This window comes from Paenibacillus sp. NPDC056933 (assembly GCF_042674385.1).
GTDB lineage: Bacteria > Bacillota > Bacilli > Paenibacillales > Paenibacillaceae > Paenibacillus.
Map to the genome: position 1 here is coordinate 3041271 of NZ_JBHUQN010000001.1, position 26871 is coordinate 3068141.

Annotated in this window: 19 protein-coding genes; 16 read left to right on the forward strand and 3 right to left on the reverse strand. The window is 47.6% G+C overall.

Annotation, left to right across the window (positions count from 1 at the left end; all coding sequences use genetic code 11):
• Positions 1-3 precede the first annotated feature (3 nt).
• Together ACFTRD_RS13485 and ACFTRD_RS13490 are read right to left on the reverse strand one after the other, a co-directional pair.
• On the reverse strand, positions 4-252 hold the full coding sequence (locus ACFTRD_RS13485) for a cysteine-rich CWC family protein (RefSeq protein WP_379380535.1): 249 nt from the start codon (positions 250-252) through the stop codon (positions 4-6).
• A gap of 94 nt (positions 253-346) precedes the next feature.
• On the reverse strand, positions 347-2356 hold the full coding sequence (locus ACFTRD_RS13490; protein WP_379380537.1) for an endonuclease MutS2: 2010 nt from the start codon (positions 2354-2356) through the stop codon (positions 347-349).
• Between the two features lie 581 nt (positions 2357-2937).
• Between ACFTRD_RS13490 and ACFTRD_RS13495 the strand changes: the two genes are divergently transcribed.
• The 12 genes from ACFTRD_RS13495 (at position 2938) to ACFTRD_RS13550 (ending at position 20632) form a co-directional block, all read left to right on the forward strand.
• Positions 2938-5274 carry a helix-turn-helix domain-containing protein gene (locus ACFTRD_RS13495; protein WP_192270072.1) on the forward strand — a complete coding sequence of 779 codons (2337 nt, stop codon included), beginning with the start codon at positions 2938-2940 and terminating at the stop codon, positions 5272-5274.
• A gap of 283 nt (positions 5275-5557) precedes the next feature.
• Positions 5558-6511 carry an ABC transporter permease gene (locus ACFTRD_RS13500; RefSeq protein ID WP_379380540.1) on the forward strand — a complete coding sequence of 318 codons (954 nt, stop codon included), beginning with the start codon at positions 5558-5560 and terminating at the stop codon, positions 6509-6511.
• Between the two features lie 45 nt (positions 6512-6556).
• Complete coding sequence (locus ACFTRD_RS13505; RefSeq protein WP_192270068.1) at positions 6557-7429, forward strand: carbohydrate ABC transporter permease; 873 nt, start codon at positions 6557-6559, stop codon at positions 7427-7429.
• Positions 7430-7490: 61 nt separating this feature from the next.
• Positions 7491-8990 carry an extracellular solute-binding protein gene (locus ACFTRD_RS13510; RefSeq protein ID WP_379380542.1) on the forward strand — a complete coding sequence of 500 codons (1500 nt, stop codon included), beginning with the start codon at positions 7491-7493 and terminating at the stop codon, positions 8988-8990.
• A gap of 23 nt (positions 8991-9013) precedes the next feature.
• Positions 9014-10126: a glycoside hydrolase family 88/105 protein gene (locus ACFTRD_RS13515; RefSeq protein WP_379380544.1), complete on the forward strand. Its 1113-nt coding sequence runs from the start codon at positions 9014-9016 to the stop codon at positions 10124-10126.
• A gap of 218 nt (positions 10127-10344) precedes the next feature.
• Positions 10345-11856 (forward strand): extracellular solute-binding protein, encoded by a 1512-nt coding sequence (locus ACFTRD_RS13520; RefSeq protein ID WP_379380546.1) that lies wholly within the window; start codon positions 10345-10347, stop codon positions 11854-11856.
• A 172-nt stretch (positions 11857-12028) separates the two neighbouring features.
• Positions 12029-14080 carry a type I pullulanase gene (pulA, locus tag ACFTRD_RS13525; RefSeq protein ID WP_379380548.1) on the forward strand — a complete coding sequence of 684 codons (2052 nt, stop codon included), beginning with the start codon at positions 12029-12031 and terminating at the stop codon, positions 14078-14080.
• Between the two features lie 286 nt (positions 14081-14366).
• Positions 14367-17246, forward strand: coding sequence for a type I pullulanase (pulA, locus tag ACFTRD_RS13530; RefSeq protein ID WP_379380550.1), 2880 nt, complete (start codon positions 14367-14369; stop codon positions 17244-17246).
• A gap of 279 nt (positions 17247-17525) precedes the next feature.
• Positions 17526-18155, forward strand: coding sequence for a 50S ribosomal protein L25 (locus ACFTRD_RS13535; RefSeq protein WP_379380552.1), 630 nt, complete (start codon positions 17526-17528; stop codon positions 18153-18155).
• Between the two features lie 308 nt (positions 18156-18463).
• Positions 18464-18985, forward strand: a complete 522-nt coding sequence (locus ACFTRD_RS13540; RefSeq protein ID WP_379380554.1) for a hypothetical protein — start codon at positions 18464-18466, stop codon at positions 18983-18985.
• A 269-nt stretch (positions 18986-19254) separates the two neighbouring features.
• Positions 19255-20220: a helix-turn-helix transcriptional regulator gene (locus ACFTRD_RS13545; RefSeq protein WP_379380556.1), complete on the forward strand. Its 966-nt coding sequence runs from the start codon at positions 19255-19257 to the stop codon at positions 20218-20220.
• Positions 20221-20269: 49 nt separating this feature from the next.
• Positions 20270-20632 carry an HIRAN domain-containing protein gene (locus ACFTRD_RS13550; RefSeq protein WP_379380558.1) on the forward strand — a complete coding sequence of 121 codons (363 nt, stop codon included), beginning with the start codon at positions 20270-20272 and terminating at the stop codon, positions 20630-20632.
• 24 nt (positions 20633-20656) lie between these two features.
• On the opposite strand, the gene ACFTRD_RS13555 is transcribed toward ACFTRD_RS13550, so the two are convergent.
• A complete protein-coding gene (locus ACFTRD_RS13555; protein ID WP_379380560.1) occupies positions 20657-21757 on the reverse strand; it encodes a glycosyltransferase family 4 protein in 1101 nt (366 codons plus the stop codon).
• Between the two features lie 248 nt (positions 21758-22005).
• On the opposite strand from ACFTRD_RS13555, the gene ACFTRD_RS13560 reads away from it, so the two are divergent.
• The 4 genes from ACFTRD_RS13560 (at position 22006) to ACFTRD_RS13575 (ending at position 26782) form a co-directional block, all read left to right on the forward strand.
• Entirely contained in the window at positions 22006-22320 is a 315-nt protein-coding gene (locus ACFTRD_RS13560; RefSeq protein WP_379380562.1) for a DUF3817 domain-containing protein, read from the forward strand.
• Positions 22321-22599: 279 nt separating this feature from the next.
• Positions 22600-23418 carry a TerC family protein gene (locus tag ACFTRD_RS13565; RefSeq protein ID WP_379380564.1) on the forward strand — a complete coding sequence of 273 codons (819 nt, stop codon included), beginning with the start codon at positions 22600-22602 and terminating at the stop codon, positions 23416-23418.
• A 596-nt stretch (positions 23419-24014) separates the two neighbouring features.
• Positions 24015-25478 carry an RtcB family protein gene (locus ACFTRD_RS13570; protein ID WP_379380566.1) on the forward strand — a complete coding sequence of 488 codons (1464 nt, stop codon included), beginning with the start codon at positions 24015-24017 and terminating at the stop codon, positions 25476-25478.
• Positions 25478-26782, forward strand: coding sequence for an AAA family ATPase (locus ACFTRD_RS13575; protein WP_379380568.1), 1305 nt, complete (start codon positions 25478-25480; stop codon positions 26780-26782). The genes ACFTRD_RS13570 and ACFTRD_RS13575 overlap by 1 nt, the downstream gene beginning before the upstream one ends.
• The last annotated feature ends 89 nt before the right edge of the window (positions 26783-26871 follow it).

Genomic DNA, 26871 nt, shown 5'->3' on the forward strand with positions numbered 1-26871 from the left:
GGGTTAACTGTGGGGCTCTTCTTCTTGTTCTGCTTTCTTTTTATACGTATCCAGACATGTCTTACATATACAGGACTTCCTGCGTTGTTCTGCTGGAATGCGGTCAAATACCCCTTCTGGGAACACGGCCTGGTTACACCAGCATTCTGAGTGTGGACGGCCTGCTGCATAGGAACAGCCATTGGCTTCACCGCATAAAGGACATACAAGGACTTCTGGTGTCACCTTCTTTGTATCTTGCTCAATAGACATACGGGTCTTCCTTCCCCCTTGTGAATATTTAACCACTAACGATCGATAGGCTAATTACTGTATACTAACTCAACCCATTATACCAATCTTGTGATTATTCTTCAGGAGGCAATTCAATCTTCAGTCCTTCCACATGTTTGCGACCCATCAGTTTGCGTTTTTTTCGGTTTTCCTTGGTCTCCAGCACAATGTCGAGGTCATAGTCGTCGCCTGGATAAAGTTCCTGTGCGGATATATGCAGAGTCAGGCGTTTTTTGTGAATTTTGACTTTACGTCCTCGCAGCATAACTCCGATGTTTCCACGACTGTCCTCCAGATCACAGACGATTCCTGACTGGTTCAGATAGGCTGCATACACGCGATCTCCTTTACGGAATGCTTTGGCTGGGGAAGTGGGTTCTAATGTTTCAGACCTATCGGATTGCTTTCTTGTTCCAGTTTGTGCGGACGGGTTGACAGATTTCACTGTGTTCCTTGTTTTATTTAAGTGCTCTTGTTCCGTTGTGCTGCTTCTTGGCGATGGCGTAGAATTCGCAAGGGGTACGGATGGACTGAGGCTTGGAGAGACACGTTGCGAGACGCCCTGGTCGGAAACCACTTTGGAGCGTTCTATAATGCGCTGTGGCATTCCCAACTTCAACGCGATGGAATAGGCGTAACTTTCCCCGGCTTCTCCAATCCGCAATCGATAAAGAGGCTGGAGCGAGACCGTATCGAATTCCATTCGTGCATTCTCAAAACCCGGCGTAGCTGCCGCAAAATGTTTAATTTCACCAAAATGGGTTGTGGCAACCACTGTAGCCCCGCGATGGTGCAGTTCCTCCAGCATGGCGATGGAGAGGCCTACTCCCTCACCGGGGTCCGTGCCGGAAGCCATCTCATCAATAAGCACAAGCGTTGAGGAATCGGCTTGCTCCAGGATGCCGATCATATTGCGAATATGAGCGGAGAAGGTACTGAGTGCTTGCTCCAGACTCTGTCCATCGCCGATATCAACGGCAACCTCGCGATATACCGCCATCTCGCCACCTTCAGAAACAGGCACCAGAAGACCGGATTGCATCATGAGGGTGAGCAGGCCCAATGTTTTGAGGGCGACCGTTTTGCCGCCTGTATTCGGCCCTGTAATGATGAGGGAGGAATATGTGTGACCGATTGCAAAATCAAGCGGAACCATGGATGCGCCCATGAACGGATGGCGGGCATTCTGTATCCGAACCCTTCCATTGGCATTCACGTGTACAATACGACCGTCCATCGTCGCTGCATATTTCGCTTTGGCAAACAGGAAATCCAGAATACCTATCGTTTCTGTATTTAGCGCAATTTCACGATGATAGGACTCTGCCAGAGAGGTTAAGTCACCTAAAATTTTCATCTCCTCTCGTGATTCCTCGGCTTGAAGGGAAGCCAGTTCCATCTGCAAACCTACTAATTCAGCCGGTTCAATATATACGGTCTGACCGCTTCCTGATTCATCCAGCACACTGCCTTTAACGAGCTTGCGGAACTCCTTCTTAATGGGAAGCACGGTTCTTCCACCGCGCTGGCTAATGACATTTTCCTGCATGATGGAGCGGTGTTTGCTTACCAGAGAATCCAGCTTGCGTTTCATGCGTTCTTCATTTACTGTCATTTTTTTGCGGATGCGAACCAATTCTTTGCTGGCCTGATCCTGTATGCGTCCACTGTGGATGCAGCGTTCAATTTCGCTTAACAGGGATTCCATTTCCATCATTGATGCAGCATAACGGCTGACTGTGGGAGCAGCTTCGGACTTCGATTCCATGTACTTCATAAGCTGTGCACAGCTGCGCAGAAATTGGGCGAGATGGCTGAAATCACGTTCACTAAATAAATAACCGGTACCGAGCAGGTCCATAATGGTTTCCATCCCTTCCAGTGAAGGAATGGGAACACTGGCGCCAAAGCGAATCAAAGCTGCGGCTTCAGCCGTCTCTTCCAGACGGATTTCAATCAGACGTGCGTCAACCATCGGTCTCATGTCTCTTGCGTAACGTTTGCCCAAATAGGATGTGGCACAGGCTGCAAGATTTTTTTGGATTTGGGGGTAACCCAGACTGTTTAGCGTGTTTTCATTCATTCTTGATCTCTCCTTGAGAATTAAAATGGAAGTACGGTTAAAGCGATGGAACATATTCCTGGAAAAACGCAAAAAGGGCGGAGAATGAACAAACGTCATTCTCCGCCCCTTAACGTATGGGAAAGCAGGGTCCATTACAGGTCTATACAAAAAAATCCACGCTGAACACAGCGCGGAAATAGACCCGGACACGTACAATCCCGGAGGCGATTTATGATATCCGCTGTTCTTAACTAAGTACAGGGGCTACGGCGCATCATGAAACACACGTATGCCATAAGGCACAAGTGAATCAAAGGCCAAACTCCTGAATATGAAACTTGGTTAGTTAAGAACGCTCACCGACATCAAAATCTCTCCTTTGATTGAGGAATATGCAACCAATATAAACTGGAAATAACCTTGAAGTCAACCTTCAAGAATAAATAGTGGACTTGAATAACAATGGGTTTTAAAATAACAATAGTAAATTAATCCAATGAAAGCGATATTATACAACCCTTTTGCATTGCACCGGAAGTCCATTCCGAAAGCGTTCTCGCTTAAATAATGCAAAATACATACAAAGGAGGATGCTCTTTTTGCCTAAATACTTGCTGCGTCTGCTTTGTTTTACCATGATCCTTGGAGCCCTTCCGGTGATTGTGATTGGTTCAGTCTCGTATTCGATTGCTTCGCGTGACATTGAACAGAAGGTGCGTGAGAGTAATCTGCAGATTTTGCATCAGACCCAAATGCGGGTAGAGCAAGTATTGCGCAGCCTGCAATTGTCGTCCATCCAGTATGTGAATTCTCCATTGGTATTACAAGCGATGAAGAAACCGCTGGACAGCAGCGAATTTCAGGAAATACGTGATCTGACGTCCGGATTCAACAATCTGCAGGCGGTTACCAATATCGATCAGGCTTATCTCGTCAATCTGGATGAAGATTGGGTCGTTTCAATGCGATCATTTGGGAAAGTGGATGATTTCAGTATCCGGGACCGCATTGGCTCCTATTTAAAATATACAAACAGCTTGTTCTGGGTCACTCAAAATAGGAGCTCAGCCAAAGAAAGTGTTCCGGTTTCTGCCGGAATGGGTGAAGCAGCACAGGAACCCCCGCCTACTCTTATATCATCGGACAATGTGGTGAGCATGGTATTCAAAATCCCGATGGTGCCTACTAATGTGAAACCTAAAGGTCTACTCGTGATCGATCTTGCTGATGCGGAGCTTAGCACATTTCTAAGTCGAAATCCGAATTCAGGTGATATGTATGTGCTCGATCGGGACCAGAAGTATTTTCTGAATGATATGGAACAAGACGGGAAATACGATATGCTCAATCAGGAAATTCATGAGAAAGTGGAGACGACGGGTCTAGCGGAGGGATTCTTCAACGCTGAGGTGGAGGGAAGTCAGGTTGCGGTTAGTTACAGAAAGTCGCCGCTCAATGGCTGGTTATATGTATCAGTGGTGTCCCTGGGGCAGATTACCGCTCAGTCGCAAAAAATTGCATTGGTTACAGGAGTGGCTACACTGATCATGTTATGTATGACGGGACTGGTCGCCATCTACGGCAGTCGACGGATGTATTCTCCGATATCTAGACTGCTGCAGTTTACCAAGGGACTGGATTCTCCATTGGCCCCGTCAGGACGCCGTCAGGATGAATTTATCTACATCGAAGAGAGATTAACGACCTTATTCAGCTCGGAAAAAACGATGCGCGAGCAAATGAAGGGTCAGCATGTTCATTTGCAGGAATTCTTTATGACCAAACTGCTAACAGGCAAAATATCGGAAGAGGACTTCAGATATCAGGGAGAGCTGTATGATTTTCCGACATCATGGTCACGGTTAGGGGTACTCACGCTTCAAATCGATACCCTTGAAGGGACAAGGTATGAAGAGCAGGACCGGGACCTGCTGTTGTTCGCGTTAAACAATATGGTCGGTGAACTGCTGCCTTCGGATATTCGATTTGCCCCTGTCATGATTGATGACGCTCAGGTTACGATACTTGCATCGGTGGTGGTTGATGAAGTACAGCTCAAAGAATGGATGCATACCCAGGCTGAATTGATCCGTGAGCGGGTTGTAACCTATCTCAATCTGCCTGTAAGTATCGGCATTAGCCGCTCCTATGCAGAGATAGGAGATTCACCAAGAGCTTATCAGGAAAGCCGGGAGGCCCTTCAGGGCAGGGTAAGTCTGGGCAGTCGCATTATTTTGCATTACGAGGATATTCAACCGCGAGGTCAGACGGAGGCAGCGTTATATACACAGCTCAGGATGATTGAAGATCAGTTGGCTTCAGCGCTCAAGCAAGGAGACGAGGAGAAAACCAATGCATACTTTACACAATATCTGGGTCTGCTCGCAGACAAGAAGCTGCATTTTAGCGAGTACCCCGTGATTATGGTTCAACTGTTATCCCGTGTGTACCAGCTCGTTCAGGAACAAGGAGGAGATGTAGCTGAAGTATTGGGCGAGAAGGCTTCCATGGCACGACTGCTGAAGTTATCCACACTGGATGAGATGACGAATTGGTTCCGCAAGTGTTTATTTCAACCTGTCATTCGATACTGGCGCGAGCAGGAAGAATCACAGTATCTGAACATTGCCCGACGCATGATACGGCTGATCGAGGAACGGTATGATCGCGAATTATCGCTGGAAGCCTGCGCTGAAGAACTGAATTTTCATCCGGTCTATCTGAGCCGTGTGTTCAAGAAGGAAGCCGGAGTAAACTTTACCGAATACCTCGCACAGTACCGTATGGAAAAAGCGAAGACCTGGCTGCAGACAACGAACCTGAAAATATCTGAGATTGCCGAGAAACTCAATTACACGAACCCTACCGCTTTTATCCGCACATTTCGTAAAATTACAGGAACCACTCCCGGAAAATATCGGGAGCAGCAGCGATAAACGAAAGGCCTGCTCTGCCTGCTATGGCAGGCAGGTTTTTCTTTGTTCCTGGCGATGCTTCGGTGCATCAATAAAGCAGAGTTAAGACGGGAGTATCCGGGTTAAATGCGGTTCATCGATGAGCGTCAACCGATTTCGATAATGCCCAGAAACCTTGCTGCATAAGGGAAAACAGGAAGCTAAAACGAGACGATAGCCAGTTATCCGTTTATCCTCCACAATGAAGACATGAATTCAGGAAGTGATATTTTGTAATCGTTTCCAAAGTGGGGAGGAAGACACTATGAAAGCCGAAACGGCGGCTCGGACACGGCCCGCTACCCGCAGTGACAAAAACTTGCTGTGGAGGGACATCATCAAAAACCGGTGGCTCTACATTATGTTGATACCGGGTGTGCTTTATTTTGTTATTTTCAAATACATACCCATGTATGGCATTACGATGGCTTTTCAGGATTACACGCCTTACAAGGGCATTCTGGGCAGTGACTGGGTAGGGTTCAAACACTTCCAGCGTTTCTTCGGAGAACCACAGTTCTGGACCTTATTCCGGAATACATTTTTACTGGCAATCTATAACATGGTGTTCTTCTTCCCGCTGCCCATTGTGCTGGCGCTCATGATGAATGAAGTTCGCCGCGAACGGTTCAAACGATTTGTACAGACTCTTGTATATGTTCCGCATTTTGTTTCCTGGGTCGTTGTGGTTGGTGTGTTCTACATGCTGTTCACAACTGAAGGCGGTGCCATTAACGAATTGCTCTACAGCATAACGGGACAAAAAGTAGCTTTCCTGCTTGAGCCCGGCTGGTTCCGAACGATGATTGTCGGACAATCCATCTGGAAAGAGGTAGGCTGGGGTACAATTATTTTCCTGGCGGCCCTGTCCGGTGTAGACACACAGCTCTATGAAGCTGCGCGGATGGATGGCGCCAATCGCTGGCGTCAGACCTGGCACATTACGCTGCCTGCCATTCGCAGTACGATCATTATTTTGCTTATTCTGCGTCTGGGCAACTTCCTGGATACAGGCTTTGAACAGATCTTCCTGATGCTGACACCGACGAACCGGGATGTGGGTGAGGTATTCGATACCTATGTCTACACCAAAGGTCTCACACAGGCACAATACAGTTATAGTGCTGCTGTCGGTTTGTTCAAATCAGTCGTCGGGCTGGCGCTTGTACTGGGTGCCAATACGATGGCCAAAAAATTCGGGGAGGAAGGCGTCTACTAACGCTTGGCAGCAGACGTTCTTCACCAGACAGGAGTGAACATTAAGATGCAACAGGATAAAACGTGGGGCAACCGAATTTTTGATATTGTCAATCATGGCTTGCTGCTGTTGATCGGAATTGTGACCGTCATCCCGTTCATTTATATTTTGGCGGTTTCATTTACCAGCCCTCATGAAGTGGCGAAGGGAGGATTCATCCTTTTTCCAAAAGAATTCTCACTGGCCGCGTACCGTTACATTTTCTCTACAGACACCTTGATTCGCAGTTTGGGCGTATCGATCTATATCACCGTCATTGGAACACTGCTTAACCTGCTATTCACGTCGCTCATGGCGTATCCGCTTTCGAGAAGATACTTGCGTGGACGTCAGCCCATCTTGTTGGGGGTACTGTTCACGATGCTGTTCAGCGGCGGGATGATTCCAACCTACTTTGTCGTCAAATCCCTGCATCTAACCGATACGTTATGGTCCCTGATGCTGCCTACCGCAATCAGTGCGTTTAACCTGATCGTACTTAAGAACTTTTTCCAGGCCATTCCGGATGAACTGGAGGATGCTGCCAAAATTGATGGATGTAATGATGTGGGTGTACTGTTCCGGATTGTCCTGCCCTTGTCGATGCCAGCCATGGCAACATTCTCCCTCTTTTACGCGGTGGCTCACTGGAACAGCTTCTTCAACGCCGTAATCTATATCAATGATAGTGAAAAGTGGCCTGTACAAGTGTGGCTGCGTGAGATTGTCATTCTGGCCCAGAGCCGAATCGGGGATACCAGTATCGAAGAGACCGAGATTCAGCCGCTCACCATTCGCATGGCGGTTATCGTGTTCTCCACCATTCCAATCATGCTGGTCTATCCGTTCCTGCAAAAACACTTTGCCAAAGGAGTGATGCTGGGTTCGGTGAAAGGCTGAGTTAGCACATGTTTGGATCGTAAAAGGGTCATCACTGCAGAAAAAAGGGAGGTTTCATTGGATGAAAGCAACAAAAAAGAAAGCCGTAGCTGTCCTGAGTACAGTGGCACTGGTTACAGGTCTGCTGGCAGGATGCGGATCGGATGAAGGTCAGGCTGCCGAGGGCGGTGTTCAGAATGTGTCCATCGCGATAGCGCAGGTGGGAGATGTACCGAGCAAAGGCAATGAGGTTCAGCAGAAGATTGAGGCGTACACGAATACCAAATTGGACATTCAGTGGATTCCTGCTTCGGCATACAATGACAAAATTAATGTCATGATTGCATCGAGCGATATGCCCAAAATTGTGAAGGTTCAGTATAACCCAACCGTGACCAGTGCCATGCGTAATGATGTTTTTTGGGAAGTTGGACCTTTGCTGAAGGATTATAAAAATCTGTCTGCGCAGAACGAGCGTTTCTTTAACAATATCAAGGTGGAAGGTAAAATCTACGGGGTTCCGGTTTTCTCTGATATTGCCCGGGCGACGGTAATTTACCGTAAAGACTGGTTCGAAAAGCTGAATCTCAAGGTGCCGACGACACCGGATGAATGGTATGAAACGATCAAAACGCTGGCGACCTCCGATCCGGATGGAGACGGTCAGGATAATACGTTTGGACTGATGCTTTTCAAAAAATATAATGAGGATCAATACTCCTTCACCACACGTCTTGGCGTAAGTTTTGGTGCACCAAACAAGTGGAAGGTAGAGGAAGATGGCAGTTTCACGCCAGAGTTCATGACACCGGAATACATGCAGGTACTGGATTTGCTGAAACGTTTGTATAGCGAGAAATTGCTGAATCAGGACTTTGCCGTATTTGACTCTACGGAAGCGGAGAAAAAGTATGATTCAGGCGTGGTTGGCATGCGCGTTGGTGTGGCCCAGAACGGGAAGAGCCAGCAGGAGCGGCTGTCCAAGAACGATCCGGATGGTGTTGTAGATATCGCCGGTTTGCTGGGAGCGAATGGAGATCGTGTGGCAGGGCAGACGGGCAACTCCGGTATTCTGGCATTCCCGAAAGCGACGGTGAAGTCGGAAGAAGAGCTGAAAAACCTCCTATCTTTCCTGGATAAATTGATGGACCCTGAGATGGCGACCCTGCTGATGCGTGGCATTGAAGACAAACATCACAAGAAAGCTGGCGAAGATGAGGTGGAGATGAGCGACTTCGATGCGTTCCAGCGTGAAGTGAAGCCTTATCGTGATAACCTGCCTTATGTTGAAGGATACAATGTTCCGAAGTTGAAGGATACTGAGCTCGGCGAGAAAGGTACGGATCTTGCCAAAGAGCTGGCAGAGCATGCTGTACCGAATCCTGCGCTGACATTATACTCACCTACTTATGGTGATCGCGGTGCGGATCTGGATCAGATGATTGCGGATGCACAGACCAAATATATTATGGGCAAAATCGATGAAAATGGCTGGAAACAGGAAATCGAGAATTGGGCTAACGCGGGCGGAACCAAAATTCGTGAGGAATATGCGGAAGACTACAAAAAACAGGCTCAATAAAGAGCCGGAAGCGGAGGAACCCCATGAAAGAAACACTGCAATTCACACCGGTACGGATGGCCGAACAGTTCATGGAAAGTTATCGCAATCATGAGTTGTATCCCACCTGGCATTATGAGAATGGTTGTCTGTTGAAAGCGCTGGAAGAGTTGTACACCCATACCGGAGAACAAAAATATTTCGATTACATCCGGGAGCTGATGGATCACTTTATCCAGGAGGATGGATCAATTCGCTCCTATACAGTCGAGGAATATAATCTGGACCAGATTAACCAGGGGAAATCACTGTTCCTGTTGTTGGATAAAACGGGGGAAGAAAAATACCGGAAAGCCGCAGATCTGCTCATGGTCCAGCTTAAAGGACAGCCCCGTACGAGTGAGGGCGGATTCTGGCACAAGAAGATATATCCGTTCCAGATGTGGTTGGACGGATTGTATATGGCGACTCCGTTCCTCACGCAGTATGGTGCGGTTACTGGCGAGGAGAAGTGGTTTGACAAGGCGGCATTGCAGCTGCTGCTGGTGGAGAAGCGTACACGTGATTCACGCAGTGGTCTGTTGTACCATGCCTGGGACGAAAGCAGGGAGCAGCGCTGGAGCTCAGGAGAAACCGGATGTTCTCCACATGTGTGGAGCCGGGCGATGGGCTGGTATGTGATGGCGGTGGTGGATACACTGGATCATCTGCCTGTAGATCATGAGCAGCGCGGACAGATTGTGGGAATCTTCGAACGTGCGGCGAATGCACTTGTACATGTTCAGGATCAACAATCCGGATTATGGCCTCATTTGCTCGATCAGCCAGGGCGTGAACGCAATTATCTGGAGGCTTCGGGAACCTCAATGTTTGTGTACGCACTGGCGAAGGGAGTACGTAAGGGTTACCTGAGCGGCAAATTCAAGGCGATTGCAGAAAAGGGGTATCAGGGTCTGTTGCTGCATTTGCTGCAAACCGATCGGGAGGGCGTATTGTCCCTGACGCAATGTAACGGCGGTGCAGGTCTGGGTGGTACTCCGTATCGTGACGGGTCATACGAGTATTATGTGACTGAATCGATTCGGATTAATGATCCGAAATCGGTAGCTCCGTTTATTTTGGCAGGAGTAGAGATGGAACTTTACAAGTTCAACTAACATGTACATGAGAACGGAGAGGACAGAAATAACCTTAAGAAGCGGAGCTGAAAGCTTTCTGAAAGAAAGCTGCATCGGAAGCACACACCTCGCCTGTATCCCTAGATTTTCCCTTTTCAGAAGGAGATCAAAAAAATCTGGGGATAACAGCGATCGGAAGGTTGTTCTGTCAACGGAGTGGTTTGTGTACATAACCTTATCCAAAGGAGAGATGGTTCATGAGTCCAAAAAGTCGGATGTCCCGTTTAGGCGGTTTGGTTGTGGTTGGTGCAATGTCCGCCGGACTGCTTGCAGGCTGTGGGGGAGAAAAAGCGCCTGCGGCAGGGGAAGGCAAGCTTCCCATTTCGATCTCCTTGATGCAGGTAGGTGATGTGCCGGCCAAAGAGAACGGAATTGAACAAAAGATTGAGGAATATACCAATACGGATGTCAGTGTACAGTGGATTCCGCAGTCTGCTTTTGATGATAAAGTAAACGTCATGGTAGCTTCGGGCGAGATGCCGACCATCATGCGAGTGAACTATGTGCCCACAACATTTAACGCAGCCAAAACGGGGCTGTTCTGGGAAATTGGACCTTACCTGAAAGATTACAAAAACCTGTCTGCCCAATCCGAGGCTTATTTTGACAATATCAAAATTGAGGGAAAAATCTACGGGGTACCCAACTTTCGTGATATCGGGCGTACAGCTATCGTGTACCGTAAGGACTGGTTTGACAAATTAAAGCTGGATGTACCCAAAACGCTGGATGACTGGTACGAAGTGATGCGCTCCATTCGCAAGGATGATCCTGATGGCAACGGCAAGGAAGATACGTATGGAACGGTATTATTCAAAAAGTACAACGAAGGCGTATCCTCTCCGCTGACGCGGATTGCCGTAAGTATTGGTGGGGTGAACAAGTGGGGTGTGGACGATGCGGGCAAACTGACCCCTGAATTTCTGACCACCGAATATGTGGACACCATGAAGCTGTTCAAGCGACTGTTTAGTGAGGGGCTGATTAACAGTGACTTTCCTGCACTTGATCCTTCCGATGCGGACAAAAAAATCGACTCCGGTCTCGTAGCCATGAAGCTCAACGGTGTCGCCCAGAACGGAAAGTCGTTCCAGCAGCGGCTGACGCCAAACGTGCCTGATGGCGAGATTGATGTGGCCCCGTTCCAGGGACCGGACGGCATTCGAATTGCCGGGGAACCGGGGAACTATGGCATGCTTGTCATTCCTAAAGCTTCTGTAACGGATGAAGAACAGCTAAAGCAGGTGCTGACGTTTCTGGACCAACTGATGGACGAACCACTGAGCACGCTTCAACTGCGGGGTCTCGAAGATGTACACTATACCAAGACTTCGGACGGAAAAACCGAGTTCAAGGACTTTGACGGGTATCAGCGTGAAGTAAAGCCATATCGGGACAATCTGTTAAGCATTGAAGGCTATAACGTGCCTGAACTTGTCGATGTACCGATCGGCATGAAGGGCACGAAGATGGCGCGTGAAAATGAGCAGTATGCCATTCCGAATCCGGCGTTGACCTTGTCTTCTGCCATCTATACCGAGCGTGGCCAGGAGCTGGACCAGATGATCTGGGATGCACAGACCAAGTACATTATGGGCAAAATCGATGATGCCGGCTGGGAGCAGGAAGTGGCAACCTGGAGAAAATCGGGTGGCGACCAGCTCATCACCGAATTGGAAGCATCGTATGCGGAGCTGAACGGAAAGTGATAGAGGCACAATGGAGCAAGCTGTGTTTTACGTAGAACGACGTAAAGCATGGCTTGTTTTTTTATGGTCTTTTTCACCCCGGGATTATGGTTAGGGGACAGAAGGGGTATAAAAAGTAAGGAGCATTCGTTCCGCATCCATTATATTGCTTATCGAAAGGGGAGTATACATCATGATTCACGACCATCACAAGCTTGCAGCATGGAATTTGGAGGATACATACCAAGGAAGAGATCTGGGTGTCACGATGGAACCACAAGCCTGTAGTTTCAAAGTGTGGACGCCTTCCGCAAAGCAGGTGGATGTACTGATCTACCCGCCTTCAACAGGGGAAAGTGCCGTTGAATCGAAGAATCAGGCGGTACAGAAAGAAATACCCATGCATAGACAGGACCAGGGCATCTGGTCCCAGAAGCTCGAAGGCGAGTGGAACGGTTATCGTTATATGTACAGGGTCACCTTTGATAACGGACGGCAGGAGATTGCGGTCGATCCTTATGCAAGGGCAGTGACCATGAATGGAGAAATGGGTGTCATCGTCAGGCTGGAGCAGACCCACCCGAATGGATGGAACGAGGATATTCGTCCAGAACTGGCGAGCCCGGTAGATGCCGTCTTATACGAGCTGCATGTGCGCGATTTCTCGATCCATGAGTCATCCGGCATGAGGCACAAAGGAAAATATTTGGCTTTTACCGAGACAGGTCTGCACGATTCAAACGGGAATACGCTGGGGATCGACCATTTGGTTGAGCTGGGAATCACGCATGTACATCTGCTTCCGGTATTTGATTTTGCGACAGTGGATGAATCGAAGGCAGATGACGGGACCTCCGATTGCTCACGTTATAACTGGGGATATGATCCGCTCCATTATAACGTTCCCGAGGGTTCCTATGCTTCACGTGCAGATGAGCCGGAGACCCGAATTCGAGAGTTCAAATCGATGGTGCTCGCCCTTCATGAGAAGGGGATCGGGGTCATTATGGATGTGGTGTACAATCATACGTTTGACACCGCTGGCAGCTCATTTGAAAAGCTTGTACCAGGGTATTACTACCGTCACAATTCGGATGGCACGTACAGCAATGGATCGGGTACAGGCAATGAAGTAGCAACTGAGCGCCCGATGGTGCGCAAGTTTATTATCGACTCCGTAAGGTACTGGGCAGAGGAATATCATGTGGACGGGTTTCGTTTTGACCTGATGGGTCTGATTGACACGGCAACGATGAAAGAGCTCGCAGCAGAACTGCATGCCGAGGTTTCTCCATCCATCCTCTTGTACGGTGAGCCCTGGGGAGCGCTGGAATCACCGCTTGGGGATCAGATGACCCTTAAGGGAGATCAGCGTGAATCCGGATTTGCGGTGTTTAACGATAATTTCCGTGGAACGATCAAAGGCGACAGTGATGGAACGGGAACCGGCTTTGCTACAGGAGCGGAGGGGAAGGAAGAGGATATATGGACAGGCGTGCGGGGTTCCATTACCGACTTTACAGCTGGCCCATCGGAAACGATTAATTATGTCACCGTACATGATAATCTCAACCTGTGGGACAAAGTCGCACAGACTCAAGGGTTGGATGATCCGCTGGGGTTTATCACATACAGCGAGGATGGTCGTGTGAAAGGCAGTGCCAGCGTGGAAGAGGCTGTACAACGGGCGAAGCCGTATTTGCATATTGACCCGGATCACATACTGGAGAATGAAACGGTCCGGCGCTGTCTACTTGCTGCTGGCATCGTGTTAACCTCCCAGGGGGTTCCATTGCTTGCGGCTGGGGATGAATTTCTGCGAAGCAAGTACGGCGATGCCAACAGTCATGAGAGCGGGGATTCAGTCAATGCCATTCGGTGGGAACAAAAGCAGCAGTTTAAGCCAGTATACGATTATTATCGTGGCCTGATCCGTCTTCGGCGCGAGCATCCTGCTTTTCGCCTTCGCACCCGGGAAGAGATTAAGCAGCATGTTCGATGGCTTGAAAAAGGAAAAGGGGTGCTGGCCTATGAACTGGCGGGCACGCCTGTCGGAGATTCTTGGGGCCGACTGGTCATCATCTACAATGCTGCCAAAGAGACGCGTACAATGTCTGTTTCCTTAGATGAATGGAATGTGGTTGTAGAGCAAGGAAAAGCAGGTGTACAGGCGCTGCGTACGATCAAAGACGGTCAGGTCAGCGTTCCCCCTTTATCCATGACAGTTATGTACTCAGGTGAATGAGCATTCGTACCACACCTTCCTCCCATGTGGAGCGAGGGTGTTTCTTCTTTTTTTGCATCTTTTTTCATCAGGACAGTACAAATGCTGTCAATCTATGGCGCTTGTTTACATATGCTGTATCTTGAAAGCGATTGCTATGAGTATGTTCATTGCATTTTAAAATGCTAATTGAAAGCCTCTGTTCAACCGATATGTTGAGTACAGACAACCCCGGGTTGACAAATGACGTCTCGCTCCGTAACATCGGGACAACACGAAATCAATGGATATAAAGGCGGTGGGAACGATGCCGGAATGGACATCTTTTCGTTATGAAGGCAACGATCTTGGCTTAACATATACTCGTGCGGCAAGCACATTCAAGGTGTGGGCACCTACAGCACAGCAGGTATCCATACTCATTTTTGAGAATGAAGGCAACTACGATGCAAGTGGGAAAGTAACCGAACATGATGACGGACAGAAAAGGTCGATGACCCGTGACCCGGATGGAATATGGAGCGTACAGCTTGAAGGGGATTGGGCAGGACATTATTATATGTATCATATTATGCATGATGATCAGCGAGTTGAAGTGGCACCAGACCCTTATGCTCGTGCAGTATCGGCCAATGGACAGCGTATGGCTATAATCGATCCCAGTACAACCAATCCAGTGGATTGGGAAGAGGATGTGAAGCCCGTATTTCTGCGTCAGGCAGATGCTGTTCTATATGAATTGCATGTGCGCGACTTCTCTTCCGACCCCCATGCCGAAATTCCATATAAGGGTAAATATTTAGCATTTACCGCCTCGGGATTGACGGACAGAGGTGGTAACAGCATTGGTATAGACCATCTTGTCGAACTTGGTATCACCCATGTGCATCTTCTGCCAATAGCGGATTATCAGACGGTTGATGAATTGGCGACCACAATGGACGTTGGTTTGAATGCCAGAGTCCCATACAACTGGGGGTATGACCCGCAGCATTATAATGTGCCGGAAGGCTCCTATGCCACTGATCCGCGTGATCCTGCGGTCCGAATCCGGGAGTTCAAGGCATTGGTTCAATCTCTGCACCGACAAGGCATTCGCGTCGTATTGGATGTGGTCTACAACCATACGTATGGCGTAGATGAGGGTCCTTTTGAACGAATTGTACCAGGTTATTATTATCGTTACCGTGAGGATGGGACACTGAGCAATGGTTCGGGTGTAGGCAATGAACTGGCTACGGAACGGCCCATGGTGCGAAAATATATTCTGGACTCCCTCTTGTATTGGGCAGAGGAATACCATGTGGACGGATTTCGCTTTGACCTCATGGGTCTGATCGATACGGACACCATGAATGAGCTGACCCGTGAGTTGCGAGAACAGATTGATCCAGCTTTTATGATCTACGGAGAACCATGGACAGGCGGAGATTCACCACTGGAGCGGAAAACGTTAAAAGGAACACAGCGTGGGCAGGGATTTTCCGTTTTTAATGACCATTTCCGTAGTGCCATCAAAGGGGATAGTGATGGTTTCGGTAAAGGATTTGTTACTGGAGCAGACGGTAAAGAGTACGAGATTGCGATGGGTGTAGCCGGAGCGCTGGATGATTTTACATCTTCCCCTGTGGAGTCCGTCAATTATGTGACAGCCCATGATAATCTGAACCTCTGGGACAAAATTGCGACAACAATGAATCTCAGACATGCTCTTGGGTTCCCGGTATGGAGAGACGGGCAGCCGTTGGAGGGCGGAAGCGCAGAATCGGCTGTAAAAGCAGCAGATCCCTATCGGTATGTTGATGCAGATGATGTGCTTAATCATGAGATGGTCCGTCGTTCCTTGCTTTCCTCAGGGATTTTGCTTACCTCACAGGGAATCCCATTTCTTCATGCAGGGGATGAGATGCTGAGATCCAAAGCAGGAGATCACAACAGCTATCGCAGCGGGGACGCCGTGAATACGATCACTTGGGCTAACAAAGCTCGCTTCAGACCTGTTTTTGACTATTATCGCGGCCTGATTCATCTGCGCCGCACACATCCTGCTTTTCGGATGATTAACGCCGAGCAGGTACGGAATCATCTTCGCATCATGCGTGCAGAAGGAAATGTAATTGCATTTATCCTGGAGGACGGAGCGAATCAGGATACCTGGAATCAGATCGTTGTGATCTACAACGGAACAGGGCAGCAACAGCAGGTGAGTCTGCCGGAAGGGAATTGGCATGTTGTGGTGAATGATCATCAGGCGGGAACGGACTTAATTGAGACCGTGACAGGTGCTGTGTTGGTTGAACGATGGTCCTTGATGGTACTGTATGACACTGAGTATGCTGTGAGTGCTGAGCCCGCTGTAATTGAGATCCACGCGCCCCGTCTAGTATACAATTCCGGAGAGATTGCCGGATTGCGAGCATTGGTAAAAGACAGCTTCGGCAATGTGATGGAGAACGCATCCGTGACCTGGAGTTCTTCAGACCCGCACGTTATCGAGATTCAGTCTGATGGAACCATTCACACGGGGGAGACCGGGGAAGCGACCATTAGCGTCCAATGTGGTGCGATCACTTCAGAGTGTTCGTTGCAGGTCGATCACCTCCATCCGGAACGAATTGAAATAGTAGGGGAATCAGTGATGTACACAACACGTGTCAGTCGATTCCGTGCTCTGGTTCTGGATCAATTCGGCCAGCCTTTGCAAGGCATGAAGATACGGTGGAGCTCGACTCGTCCAGATCATGCTGCTGTCAGTACAGCAGGAATTGTTCGTGCTTTGGCAGCAGGGGAGACTCAGATTATCGCGGAGGCTGGCGGGATTCAGGCATCACTGAATATCAAGATCCACAAACCGATTTCGCGTATTGTCACACTCCGATATGAACGGGAAGATCAACGTTATGAGGGATGGGATGTCTGGGTATGGGGCACAGGAATGGAGGATGGAGCCTTCCCGCTGGAGCGAGTGGGCCATGGAGCAGAAGCCCGCTTTCGGGTGGCTCCAGGATTGCATCATCTGGGCTTAATCATCCGGCTAAATGAGTGGGAAGCCAAGGATACCTGCGGAGATCGATATGTAGACATTGTTCCTGAAGACGGAGATGTGCAGATTGTCGTTCACAGTGGATCGGATCAGATGCAAGTTATCCGCGAAAGCGGGGAAGAGGAAGATCGTAACAGCGCTTAAAATGGCTAGGTTATAGCTCTATACAGGGGTTAAGAGTGCATAATTTACAGGCGGTCGGATGGTATTCCGGCTGCCTTTTTGTTTAACAAAAGGGCACATGTTGCCCGGGAAAATAAAAAAACTATACAAGCCAGTGTTTGAGATGGTCTATCATTGGGGTAAATATAGATATGGCCCCAGATTTGGCCACAGCATTCAAAGGCCATTCTGGTCGAAGTGAGAAGCTTATGCTTCCTACCAAATATGAAGTAAGGATCCCTTGAAGGAGGATGTTCAATCATGAAATCCAACGGAAAAATGGCTCAACTTACGGCAACACCAAGAACTGAAAAGAAAGGTGCAGCATTGCGCCTGTTAAGACAAGGCGGACGCGTTCCGGCTGTCGTTTATGGCCCGGGACTGGAAGGTTCCGCGATACATGTGGATGAAAAAGAAATGCTGAAAGTAGCACGTACAGGCCGCTCCGAGATGTTCAATCTCCAAGTGGAGGGTGGCAAAACGGTTCCGGTGCTGATCAAGGATCAGCAGGAACGTAATGGACGTCTATTGCATGTGGACTTCCTGCAAATTTCCAAGAACAAGCCGATCAGTGTAAGTGTATCGATCGACTTCCAAGGTACCGCTGCTGGTTCCAAAGCAGGCGGTGTGTTCCAAACACAGGAAACTCAACTGGAGGTCGAAGGGCTTCCAGCTGATCTGCCAACCTCCATTGAGGTGGATGTTAGCGGCTTGGAAATTGGTGATCGCTTGACGGCGGCAGATATCAAGCTGGATAAAGGTCTGACTCTGGTGACGTCAGCTGATTCCATCATCGCTTCCGTGATGCCGCCACAAGCAGCTGAGGAAGAGCCTACGGCTTCTGCTGATGAAGCTGTACCGGCAGCAGAAGAAGCAGCCAAAGAAGAATAGAGGATCAGCATGTCCAATATGCTGTACTTTACGCAAGCCCGGTCATGATGACCGGGCTTTTTATGTTGGAGCAGGCCTTACGTAAAGCCCGGGAAATGCGATGGATCGCAATGCGGTTTTGAGTGATGACAGATTGCTGCACAGCCGCATTATTCGTTATGATGGTATAGATACATGTACCATTCCCGCAGTTGGTTAATTGTTGACTTGAGCTTTGTATGGGGACGAACATTATTTACGAGCATAGCGTTGCCGTATATTATGATCGGAGCAACCAGGTATAATTTTCACGAGAAAGCAGGTTTCGCATGATGTTTGATCCAACGATATATGACAATTTGAAAGTAGGCTTTGAAAATCACTTGTATGATCTCGATAATCTGGATGAACTTATTTCCATAACGGATCGTAAGGATCAGCTGGAGATGGCGCACATGTCCAGAGAGTTCACGTTGCAGTTCTGCCTGAGAGATTGCCCGGAAGTCACAGGTGAAATAGTACTGAGCACCTCGCTTGAGGAATTGGCAACTGAGATTCTGGAGATACCGGGTGGTCAAGCGGGTTGCCGTTTGCGATTGCGGTTTGGCATGATGATTAAGGAGCCGGAGATCCAGTGTCCGGCGATTAGCTCTGTATTACAACAGAGCTGGCCGGAACAACGAAGGGTGCAGCATATTCATTATATATTTGAAGAACAGCCAGCAACGTATGATGTCACAACTGAAGTCCATTTTGACCGCAGTGTGAATGAAGATCAGATGGGAGATATCCCTGATCTGTGCGAACATATGGTGAATGTGCTGAATGAATTATTGCAATTGCACAATTAAACAACGGAAAAGTCTTGTCTCTGGTCAAAGAGACAAGACTTTTTTCATTTTTTTGAATTCTACATAGGCTATCAGGCGTAGGTATAAGGACTTGAGGTTAACATTTTACGCAAGCAAGTAAGAGAATGTATATTTAATAAGCTGAATAAGTCCGATTGAACTATACACGTAAGGTGAATTTGCGAAAATAAGTTTGGGACTAAAGATTTAGTACTGTACTAAAGGAACTAGTTTTCCTTGCCGATAAAATATCGAAGGGGAGAAACGACATGACAGAGAAATTAATTCGTCTGCTGCGTATACTTCAGGCTATACAAGCGAATCCCGGAATTTCCGCCAAAGAATTGGCGTTGAAATGCGGTACAACTGTGCGCACGATTTATCGCGATCTCCGAATTTTGGACAGGGTTGCCCCTATTATGAACGAAGGTTATGGCAAGGGGTATCGGTTTATTGGTGAATTTTCCATGTATCCTCTGGATTTTACGGAACAGGAAGCGATGGTCTTCTCCATGCTTCCATCCGTAGTGGATACGTCACAACTTCCGGCTGAATTCGATTCGGCTTTTGATAAGGTAATGACAGCCCATACCAAGATGAAATCGAGAAACAGTGACATTGTAGAGAATATTGCAGGTATTATTCGTATGGGGACTCCTGCATATCGGGAAGAAGGGAAATATCCGAATCTGCTTATTCCAGTTATTGAAGCCATTCTGGACCAGCAAACGATTCGAACCGAGTACCACACGCTTACGAAAAATGAAATTACGGTCCGGGACATTGATCCCTATTTCCTCATTCCGCGTGATCAGCGTTTCTATTTGATTGGTTACTGCCACTTGCTGAAGAAAGTTCGTTTGTTTAGGATCAGTCGCTTTCTGGACGTTGTACGTACCAATACCCATTTTGTAATGGGTGATTTCAACATAACGCAGTTCATGAAAAACACATGGTCCATTGATCGTGGGGATAAACTTATTCATTTCAAAGTAAGATTCACTGAGAAAGTGGCCCCCTACATAAAAGAAGAAGAGATGTTTGTTCGTCCACGAATGACGGATTTGCCAAATGGTGGATTGTTATTTGAAGTTACGCTGAACAGTAGTCGTGAATTTCTGAAATGGTTATATCAATTTGGTCCCGAAGCGGAGGTCCTTGAGCCCCGAGAATATCGTAAAGAAATTCGTAAACAACTCATAGAGTGGATGAAGCACTATGAGGAAGATCAATAATTTCAACCCCTTCTAAATTCGAAAAAAATGGGTAAAAGGAGCTTTTGAGATGAGTACCAAATTATTTGCAGCCATGTATGGAATGGAACATTATCATGGCGTAGAAGCTTTAAATGTAGGCGATACCCTCTTTCTGGTCAAAGATCCCGATAATCGAGTGGACCGCGAAGCCATTAAGGTCGTAGTTCCGCCCATTGGGACGGTTGGATATATTGTTAATCATCCGCATCTTACTCCTCACGGCTGCTGGACAGGCTCGGGAATCTATGATGCTTTCCGCCAACAGACCTGTGCTAAAGTGAGGTTTGCCATGAAAGATATGATTATTGTGGAGTTAATTGAAATGATGTATGTCCCTGTTCCGCATATGGACAGTTTTATTTCAGATTGGCAGTCACGTGAAAAAGCTTGACGAAAAGCACAGGTGCACCAACATTTATCCGCGGATGAGTCTTGTATAGGCTGATTCAAGATGCATGGCTGTTCGGGCCCAACTGAAATGTTCAACGGCACTAACACGACCAGCTTCTCCAAGGGAACGGGCAAGTGAAGGATTGTCTGCCAGTTTATACAGGTAGGTAGCGAAACTTTGGGGATCGTTATACTCTTTCACCAGGTATCCGTTACTTCCGGATGTAATGATCTCACGAATGCCCCCATTGTCTGAAGCGATGACAGGTAGTCCGGAAGCCATAGCTTCCACATTAACCAGCCCAAAGGCCTCATGTTCCTGTGAAGGACAAACCAGACAATCGGCTGCCCGGTACAAACGGTCAATATGTTTATGGGCGACCTGGCCCCGAAAGGATGCATCAACCTTTAATTTTTTTGCAAGCTGTCGCAGTTTGCGGACGTACACTTGAGGTCCTCTTCCAACAACGATCAATTGTAGGGGTACCTGTGGCTGAAGAAGGGATACTGCGCGAATCAGCACATCCACGCCCTTCCCGGGAATCAGTCTGCCCACATATAGTATGGAGAATGGCACCGTAATTCCGAACTGTTTCTGCAGAAGCTGCTGTTCTCCTTTATTTACAGGCGAGAAGCGGTCTAGGTCCACGCCCAGGGGTACGACACCCATACGTCTTTTCAGGGAAGGAAATCTTCGACCAAGCCTTTGTTTCAGGGATTGACTATTGACGCCAATCCAATTGGCTTGTTTTAACAGCGCTAATCTTGCAGGCCCAGGTTGAGCAAAGGTTAACGAGTGAAGATAGAGGACCACAGGCAAGTGGGGAAAAGCGCGTTTAACGGCAGCCATGCTATAAGGTCTGTTGTCTACCTGGATAAGATCGAAGGGGTGAATTTTCAATAAACGGATGACTGACTTGGTGTACTCGGCAGGGCTGCTTGCGGGCACGCGTCGGATCGTAATGCCATCCATTCGCTCTGTGATAGCAAGATTTGGCATCTGACGGCTAATGATCGTCACTTGGTGATGGAGTGCAAGTTCGCGAGCAATACCCAGAATACAGATTTCGACTGAACCGTTACCCGGCACAGGCAGTTTTTCAGGCGCAACCATGGCTATTTTCATCAACAGGCTCCTCCTTGTCCGACATCCGTAACAATCTTCGTCATGTATCCTATGTGTTACGAGTGGATTTGGCTCCTATGAAATATTGGCGTGAAATTAAAATATTTGAAAAGAACGAAGAGTCTAAATGGCAACAATATGGAAGGGATATTATGCTAAATCGGTAAGCATGAGGGAACTGCCTTTTTGTGATATACTGAACAGGTTGCAAGTAATTTGTCATGTGTATGAGAAGCAGGAGGAAAATGATGTTACATTCACCACTTGGGCGTTTTCGACTGATGATGTGGTTGCAGGGCCTTTCATATGTGCTGTTGTTGTTTATTGCTTTTCCCTTACGTGATGCGGGGATTATGCCACAGGCGGTCGTATGGTTTGGCAATATTTATGGTTTTTTATTTCTGATGTATATGTTATTTATGGTTAGTCTGTATACTACGCAAAAGTGGCGTTTACGCCGTCCGATTGCTTTATTTTTTGTCTCGTTTGTCCCGCTGGGCAATTTTGTCTATGATTGGTTCGTCTTTCGCAAGTTGGATCGCAGACAGTCAAATAAAGCTTGACTTTGCATATCGTTATGAATATGATGAGAACAGGTTATTAAACCGTTTCAACTAAAAACTACATATTTCCTGATGTTAAAGGGGAGTAGCTTTCACAGTAAAGTCGTCAGTTCGGGATTATATCCCCGGCTTTATTGGCAGCAATTTTGTTGTTAGCGAGACCTTTACCAAGTTTTCATGCTGGGTAAAGGTCTCTTTTTGTGAATATAAAGGACCTTACCAGCGATGGTAAAGGTCCTTTTTTTTGTACATCATAAGGAAACTAAGGGGGAGTCAATTTTGGAGTTATCATTATTATTGGAGTATGGGTGGGTACTTGTCGTCCTAGTAGTCCTGGAGGGGCTACTTGCAGCGGATAATGCACTAGTTCTTGCCATTATGGTTAAGCACCTACCTGATGATAAACGCAAAAAAGCGTTGTTTTATGGTTTGGTGGGGGCGTTCATTTTCCGATTGGGTTCACTGTTCCTGATCTCATTCCTGGTGGACGTCTGGCAGGTTCAAGCGATTGGTGCCCTGTACCTCTTGTACATCTCAATAAACCACATTGTCAAAAAGGTGTTGGGAAGCCGAAACAAAACAGATGAAGCGGCTGATTCCACGCCCAAAAAACCAAAAAAACAATCCAGTTTTTGGATGACTGTATTCAAGGTGGAAGTGGCGGATATCGCTTTCGCTGTTGACTCCATACTGGCAGCGGTTGCCCTTGCTGTGGCATTGCCACCAAGTGGATTGCCTCCTATTGGCGGACTTGACGGTGGACAGTTTATCGTTATTTTCCTTGGTGGATTCATCGGACTCGTGATTATGCGATTTGCGGCTTCGTTCTTCGTCAAGCTGCTTCATTCCCGTCCAGGGCTTGAAGTTGCAGCCTTCGTTATTGTAGGTTGGGTGGGGGTTAAGTTGGCTGTCATTACATTGGCACACCCATCACTGGGCGTACTCAATGAGCATTTCCCGGAAAATAAAATTTGGAAATTTGGATTCTATATCGTATTGATTACCATTGCAGTATGCGGTTGGTTCCTGTCCTCCAAAGTCCCTGAAAAAGAAGATGAGAACCCTGTGGGAGAACTGGAAAAACAAGCAGGGAAATGACAAGATGTAAAGTCTAATCTGTCAAAACATGTACCCTAAATAATCGATATCTAACATCATGATATGCTTGAGTAAGCAGGGTCTGTTCCTTACAGACCCTGCTTTTTTATATAATTTATTGACACGAAGTTAAATCTAATACATATGCAGAATAGGGGACTTTCCAAGAAAAGGGTTGACACACTGAAACGAGTCCGCTTAATATAAACATAATATTAATGAAGGGAGGCCGAGAGATATGATGGTTGGTTATGATTTGAAATCCACAATGACACTACAAAGCACAGACACAATTGTATATCCAGTTCATCGTCTCTTTGGCCTCATACGGGCGACATAGGGGAAGATGCATATCGTTTATGGTTGGAGCGTTATTAATCGATATGCTACTCTCGGCTTATATAGCAATGGAGAACAGACGCGGCATGTTCATGCTGCTTTGTTATCCGTTATTGTCATGAAGAAGTCACGGGCGAACTGTCCGTGACTTCTTTTTTTGTTGTACTGAATAAGGATATGAATCGGAAGAACGTTAGGTTCAATTTTTGAAGTGAACCTCAATTAGCTGAACATACAGGAAGGAATAATAAATATTTATGAATACACAACCTCATTTATTTACAAGTCCAAATGAAATCACAGGTGGCTACCGACATGAAGTCAAGCTGCCTGCTGGAGATTTAACCGTCTATGCGGCACAACAGCTGTTCTCCTCGCTGGATTACAAGGTGTTTGAAATGGCGAATAACAATTTGCAAATTCCGGGCATCTCCTACATGAGTTACACGCCTGACGTGCATGTCGGAGTAGGTACCTGCATCGGAACGACGGCGGTATGGGACGCCAAGAGTGGCTATGTATCTCCATCCATCGTGGGCAGTGACATCGGATGTGGCATGCGGGTGCATATGACCAATTTGCATAAGGACGATCTGAAAGACGTGAAGCTGCGCCGCAAACTTGTGAAAGCCATTGAAAAAGTGCTGCCGATGGAGGCGAATCAGCGTGGTCATTACTCGGATATCCGTCTGGAGCATATTGTACGCAAGGGTTTACATGGCTTACCCAAAAAATATATTCCGGACAGTTATACACCGAAAAAATCGACTTCCATCACCCATGTAGAAAGCAGTAAATTTAGCTATGATGAGGAAGTGTTAAACCATGTACCAGATATGACGTGGCATCGTGCTCATCGTCAGCTGGGAACCTTGGGTGGAGGCAACCATTTTGCCGAGATTCAAGCGATTGAAATTGCCGAGGAAAATCGAGAGATCGCCGAAACTTGGGGCTTGTACGATGGACAAATTGTTGTCATGATCCATTCCGGTTCCCGGGCCTGGGGAGGGTATGTAAGCCAAACCAGTTCATCGGCTATAGCTAAAGTGATGCAGCGAAATGGGCTGGGAACTTCCGACCCAAGACTGGTTTTTGCGCCGCTTGAACATGCGGAAGGTCGCCATTACGTCAATATGATGTATTCTGCGCTGAATTATGCCGTGGTTAACCGCCATCTGATTGCTTATGCCATTCGCGAAGCGTTTCGGGATGTGTTTGGTCCGAAATGCGAATTCCGTACCCTATATGACCTGATGCACAACTATGCATGGGAGGAATCACACGCGGATCAAGGCTCGGTCTTTGTTCATCGCAAAGGGGCTACACGAGCATTGCCTGCAGGGCATCCGGATAATCCTAAGCCATACCTGGCAACAGGTCATCCCGCTCTTATTCCTGGTTCGATGGGGACTGCTTCGTATATCATGGTGGGTCAACCCGAGGGAGCCGATAACTATTATTCGATCTGCCATGGTGCAGGACGCATTCGTTCACGTACAGCCACGAAGCGTCTGGTTACCGTTGAGGATTTTGCCACGGCGCTGGGTGTGGGTACAGTAGATGAGATAGTGGTGAATCAGCGTTCACTTGAATCCATTATTGATGAATCTCCGCAAGCGTATAAAAATGTCGATGAAATTATTGATAGTGTTACCGGCGCAGGTCTGGCTCAAGTTGTAGCCAAATGTAAACCACTTGCCGCTGTGAAGGGAGCGAAGTAATGACCATAGAGAAAGAACAAACGAATCATAATCAAGTCATCTATTCCTATGAGGAGCAACTAGACAGTCATATTCGAAACGAAGGCTATGCCATATATGCCCGCCTGATTCGAGGCATCATTGAAGCGCTCGGCAATCGTTACGGTGTTCGTTATGAACTTTATGCCAGCGATGATCCGAACAGTGAATACTGGGATCTACTCAAAGAAGATCTGCAAAGCAACAGTGGTGAAGTGGAGCTGGTTGCCCGGATTTTTGAAGACCTTGAGCTGCGTACACTGCACTATGAGGACGATGGAGATACACCATCGTATGGTGTACATTATTCGATTCGTAACAATGTATTTGCCTATCCCCAGTGGGGCGTAGCGCTCGTCCGCATTCCATTCTTCCGGGAGAACGGGATCTACCAAGAGGATTTTGTGTTTGCTACAGGAGAAGAGGAATTAAAGGATTTTCTGGGCAGTGTGCGGGAACGGGAACGGCAGCAAAATATGAAAAAAGTTACGGTTTACACGGATGCACGCAATGGCAGTGACCGTCATGTCGAATCCATTACCCGGGCTGTGGGAAGAGATGAGGTTGTGCTTTCTCCGCAAATTAAACAGGATATTTTCCGCTCGCTGGATCAGTTTTTCCAGGCGGATCGCTCCTTTTATCGAGATTACGATATTCCGTATAAACGGGGGATTCTGCTTTATGGACACCCTGGAAATGGCAAGACTACTCTTGTGAAGTCCATTGCGGGAAGCGTTCCGGGGCCTGCTGCATATTGGCAAATTACCGAATACACAAACAGTGAATCGGTGCGTGAAGTGTTCGAAGCAGCCAAACGTTTGGCACCGATGGTGCTGATTATTGAGGATATTGATTCCATGCCGGATGAAGTGCGTTCCTTTTTTCTGAATACATTGGATGGGGCAACGTCCAAAGAAGGGATCTTCCTGATTGGTACAACGAATTATCCGGAGAAAATAGACCCAGGGCTCATGAACCGTGCCGGTCGGTTTGATCGGGCTTATGAAATACCGCTGCCGGACGAAGCGCTGCGTCTGCAGTATTTGCATCAGCGCGGTTTCAAAACCTTTGCGGGGGAAGAGGGAACGCTTGAAGCCGCACGATTGACGGATACCTTCTCTCTTGCACAGCTGGGAGAACTGTATGTCAGCGCAGCTCTGGAATGGCATCAGAATGGACATACGGACATTGTGCAAATCATTCAGTCGATGCGGGGAGAGCTGGACAAGAGTCATAAACATAACTGGTTGACACAGCCAGGCAAGGGGCGTGCAGGTTTTTATTAATAGACTATAAATTTTTTGGGAAAACCGTAACCGGAACGGCTGCTTTGCTGTATGTTAAATTTTTAAAATAGACCAAAAATATTATCACC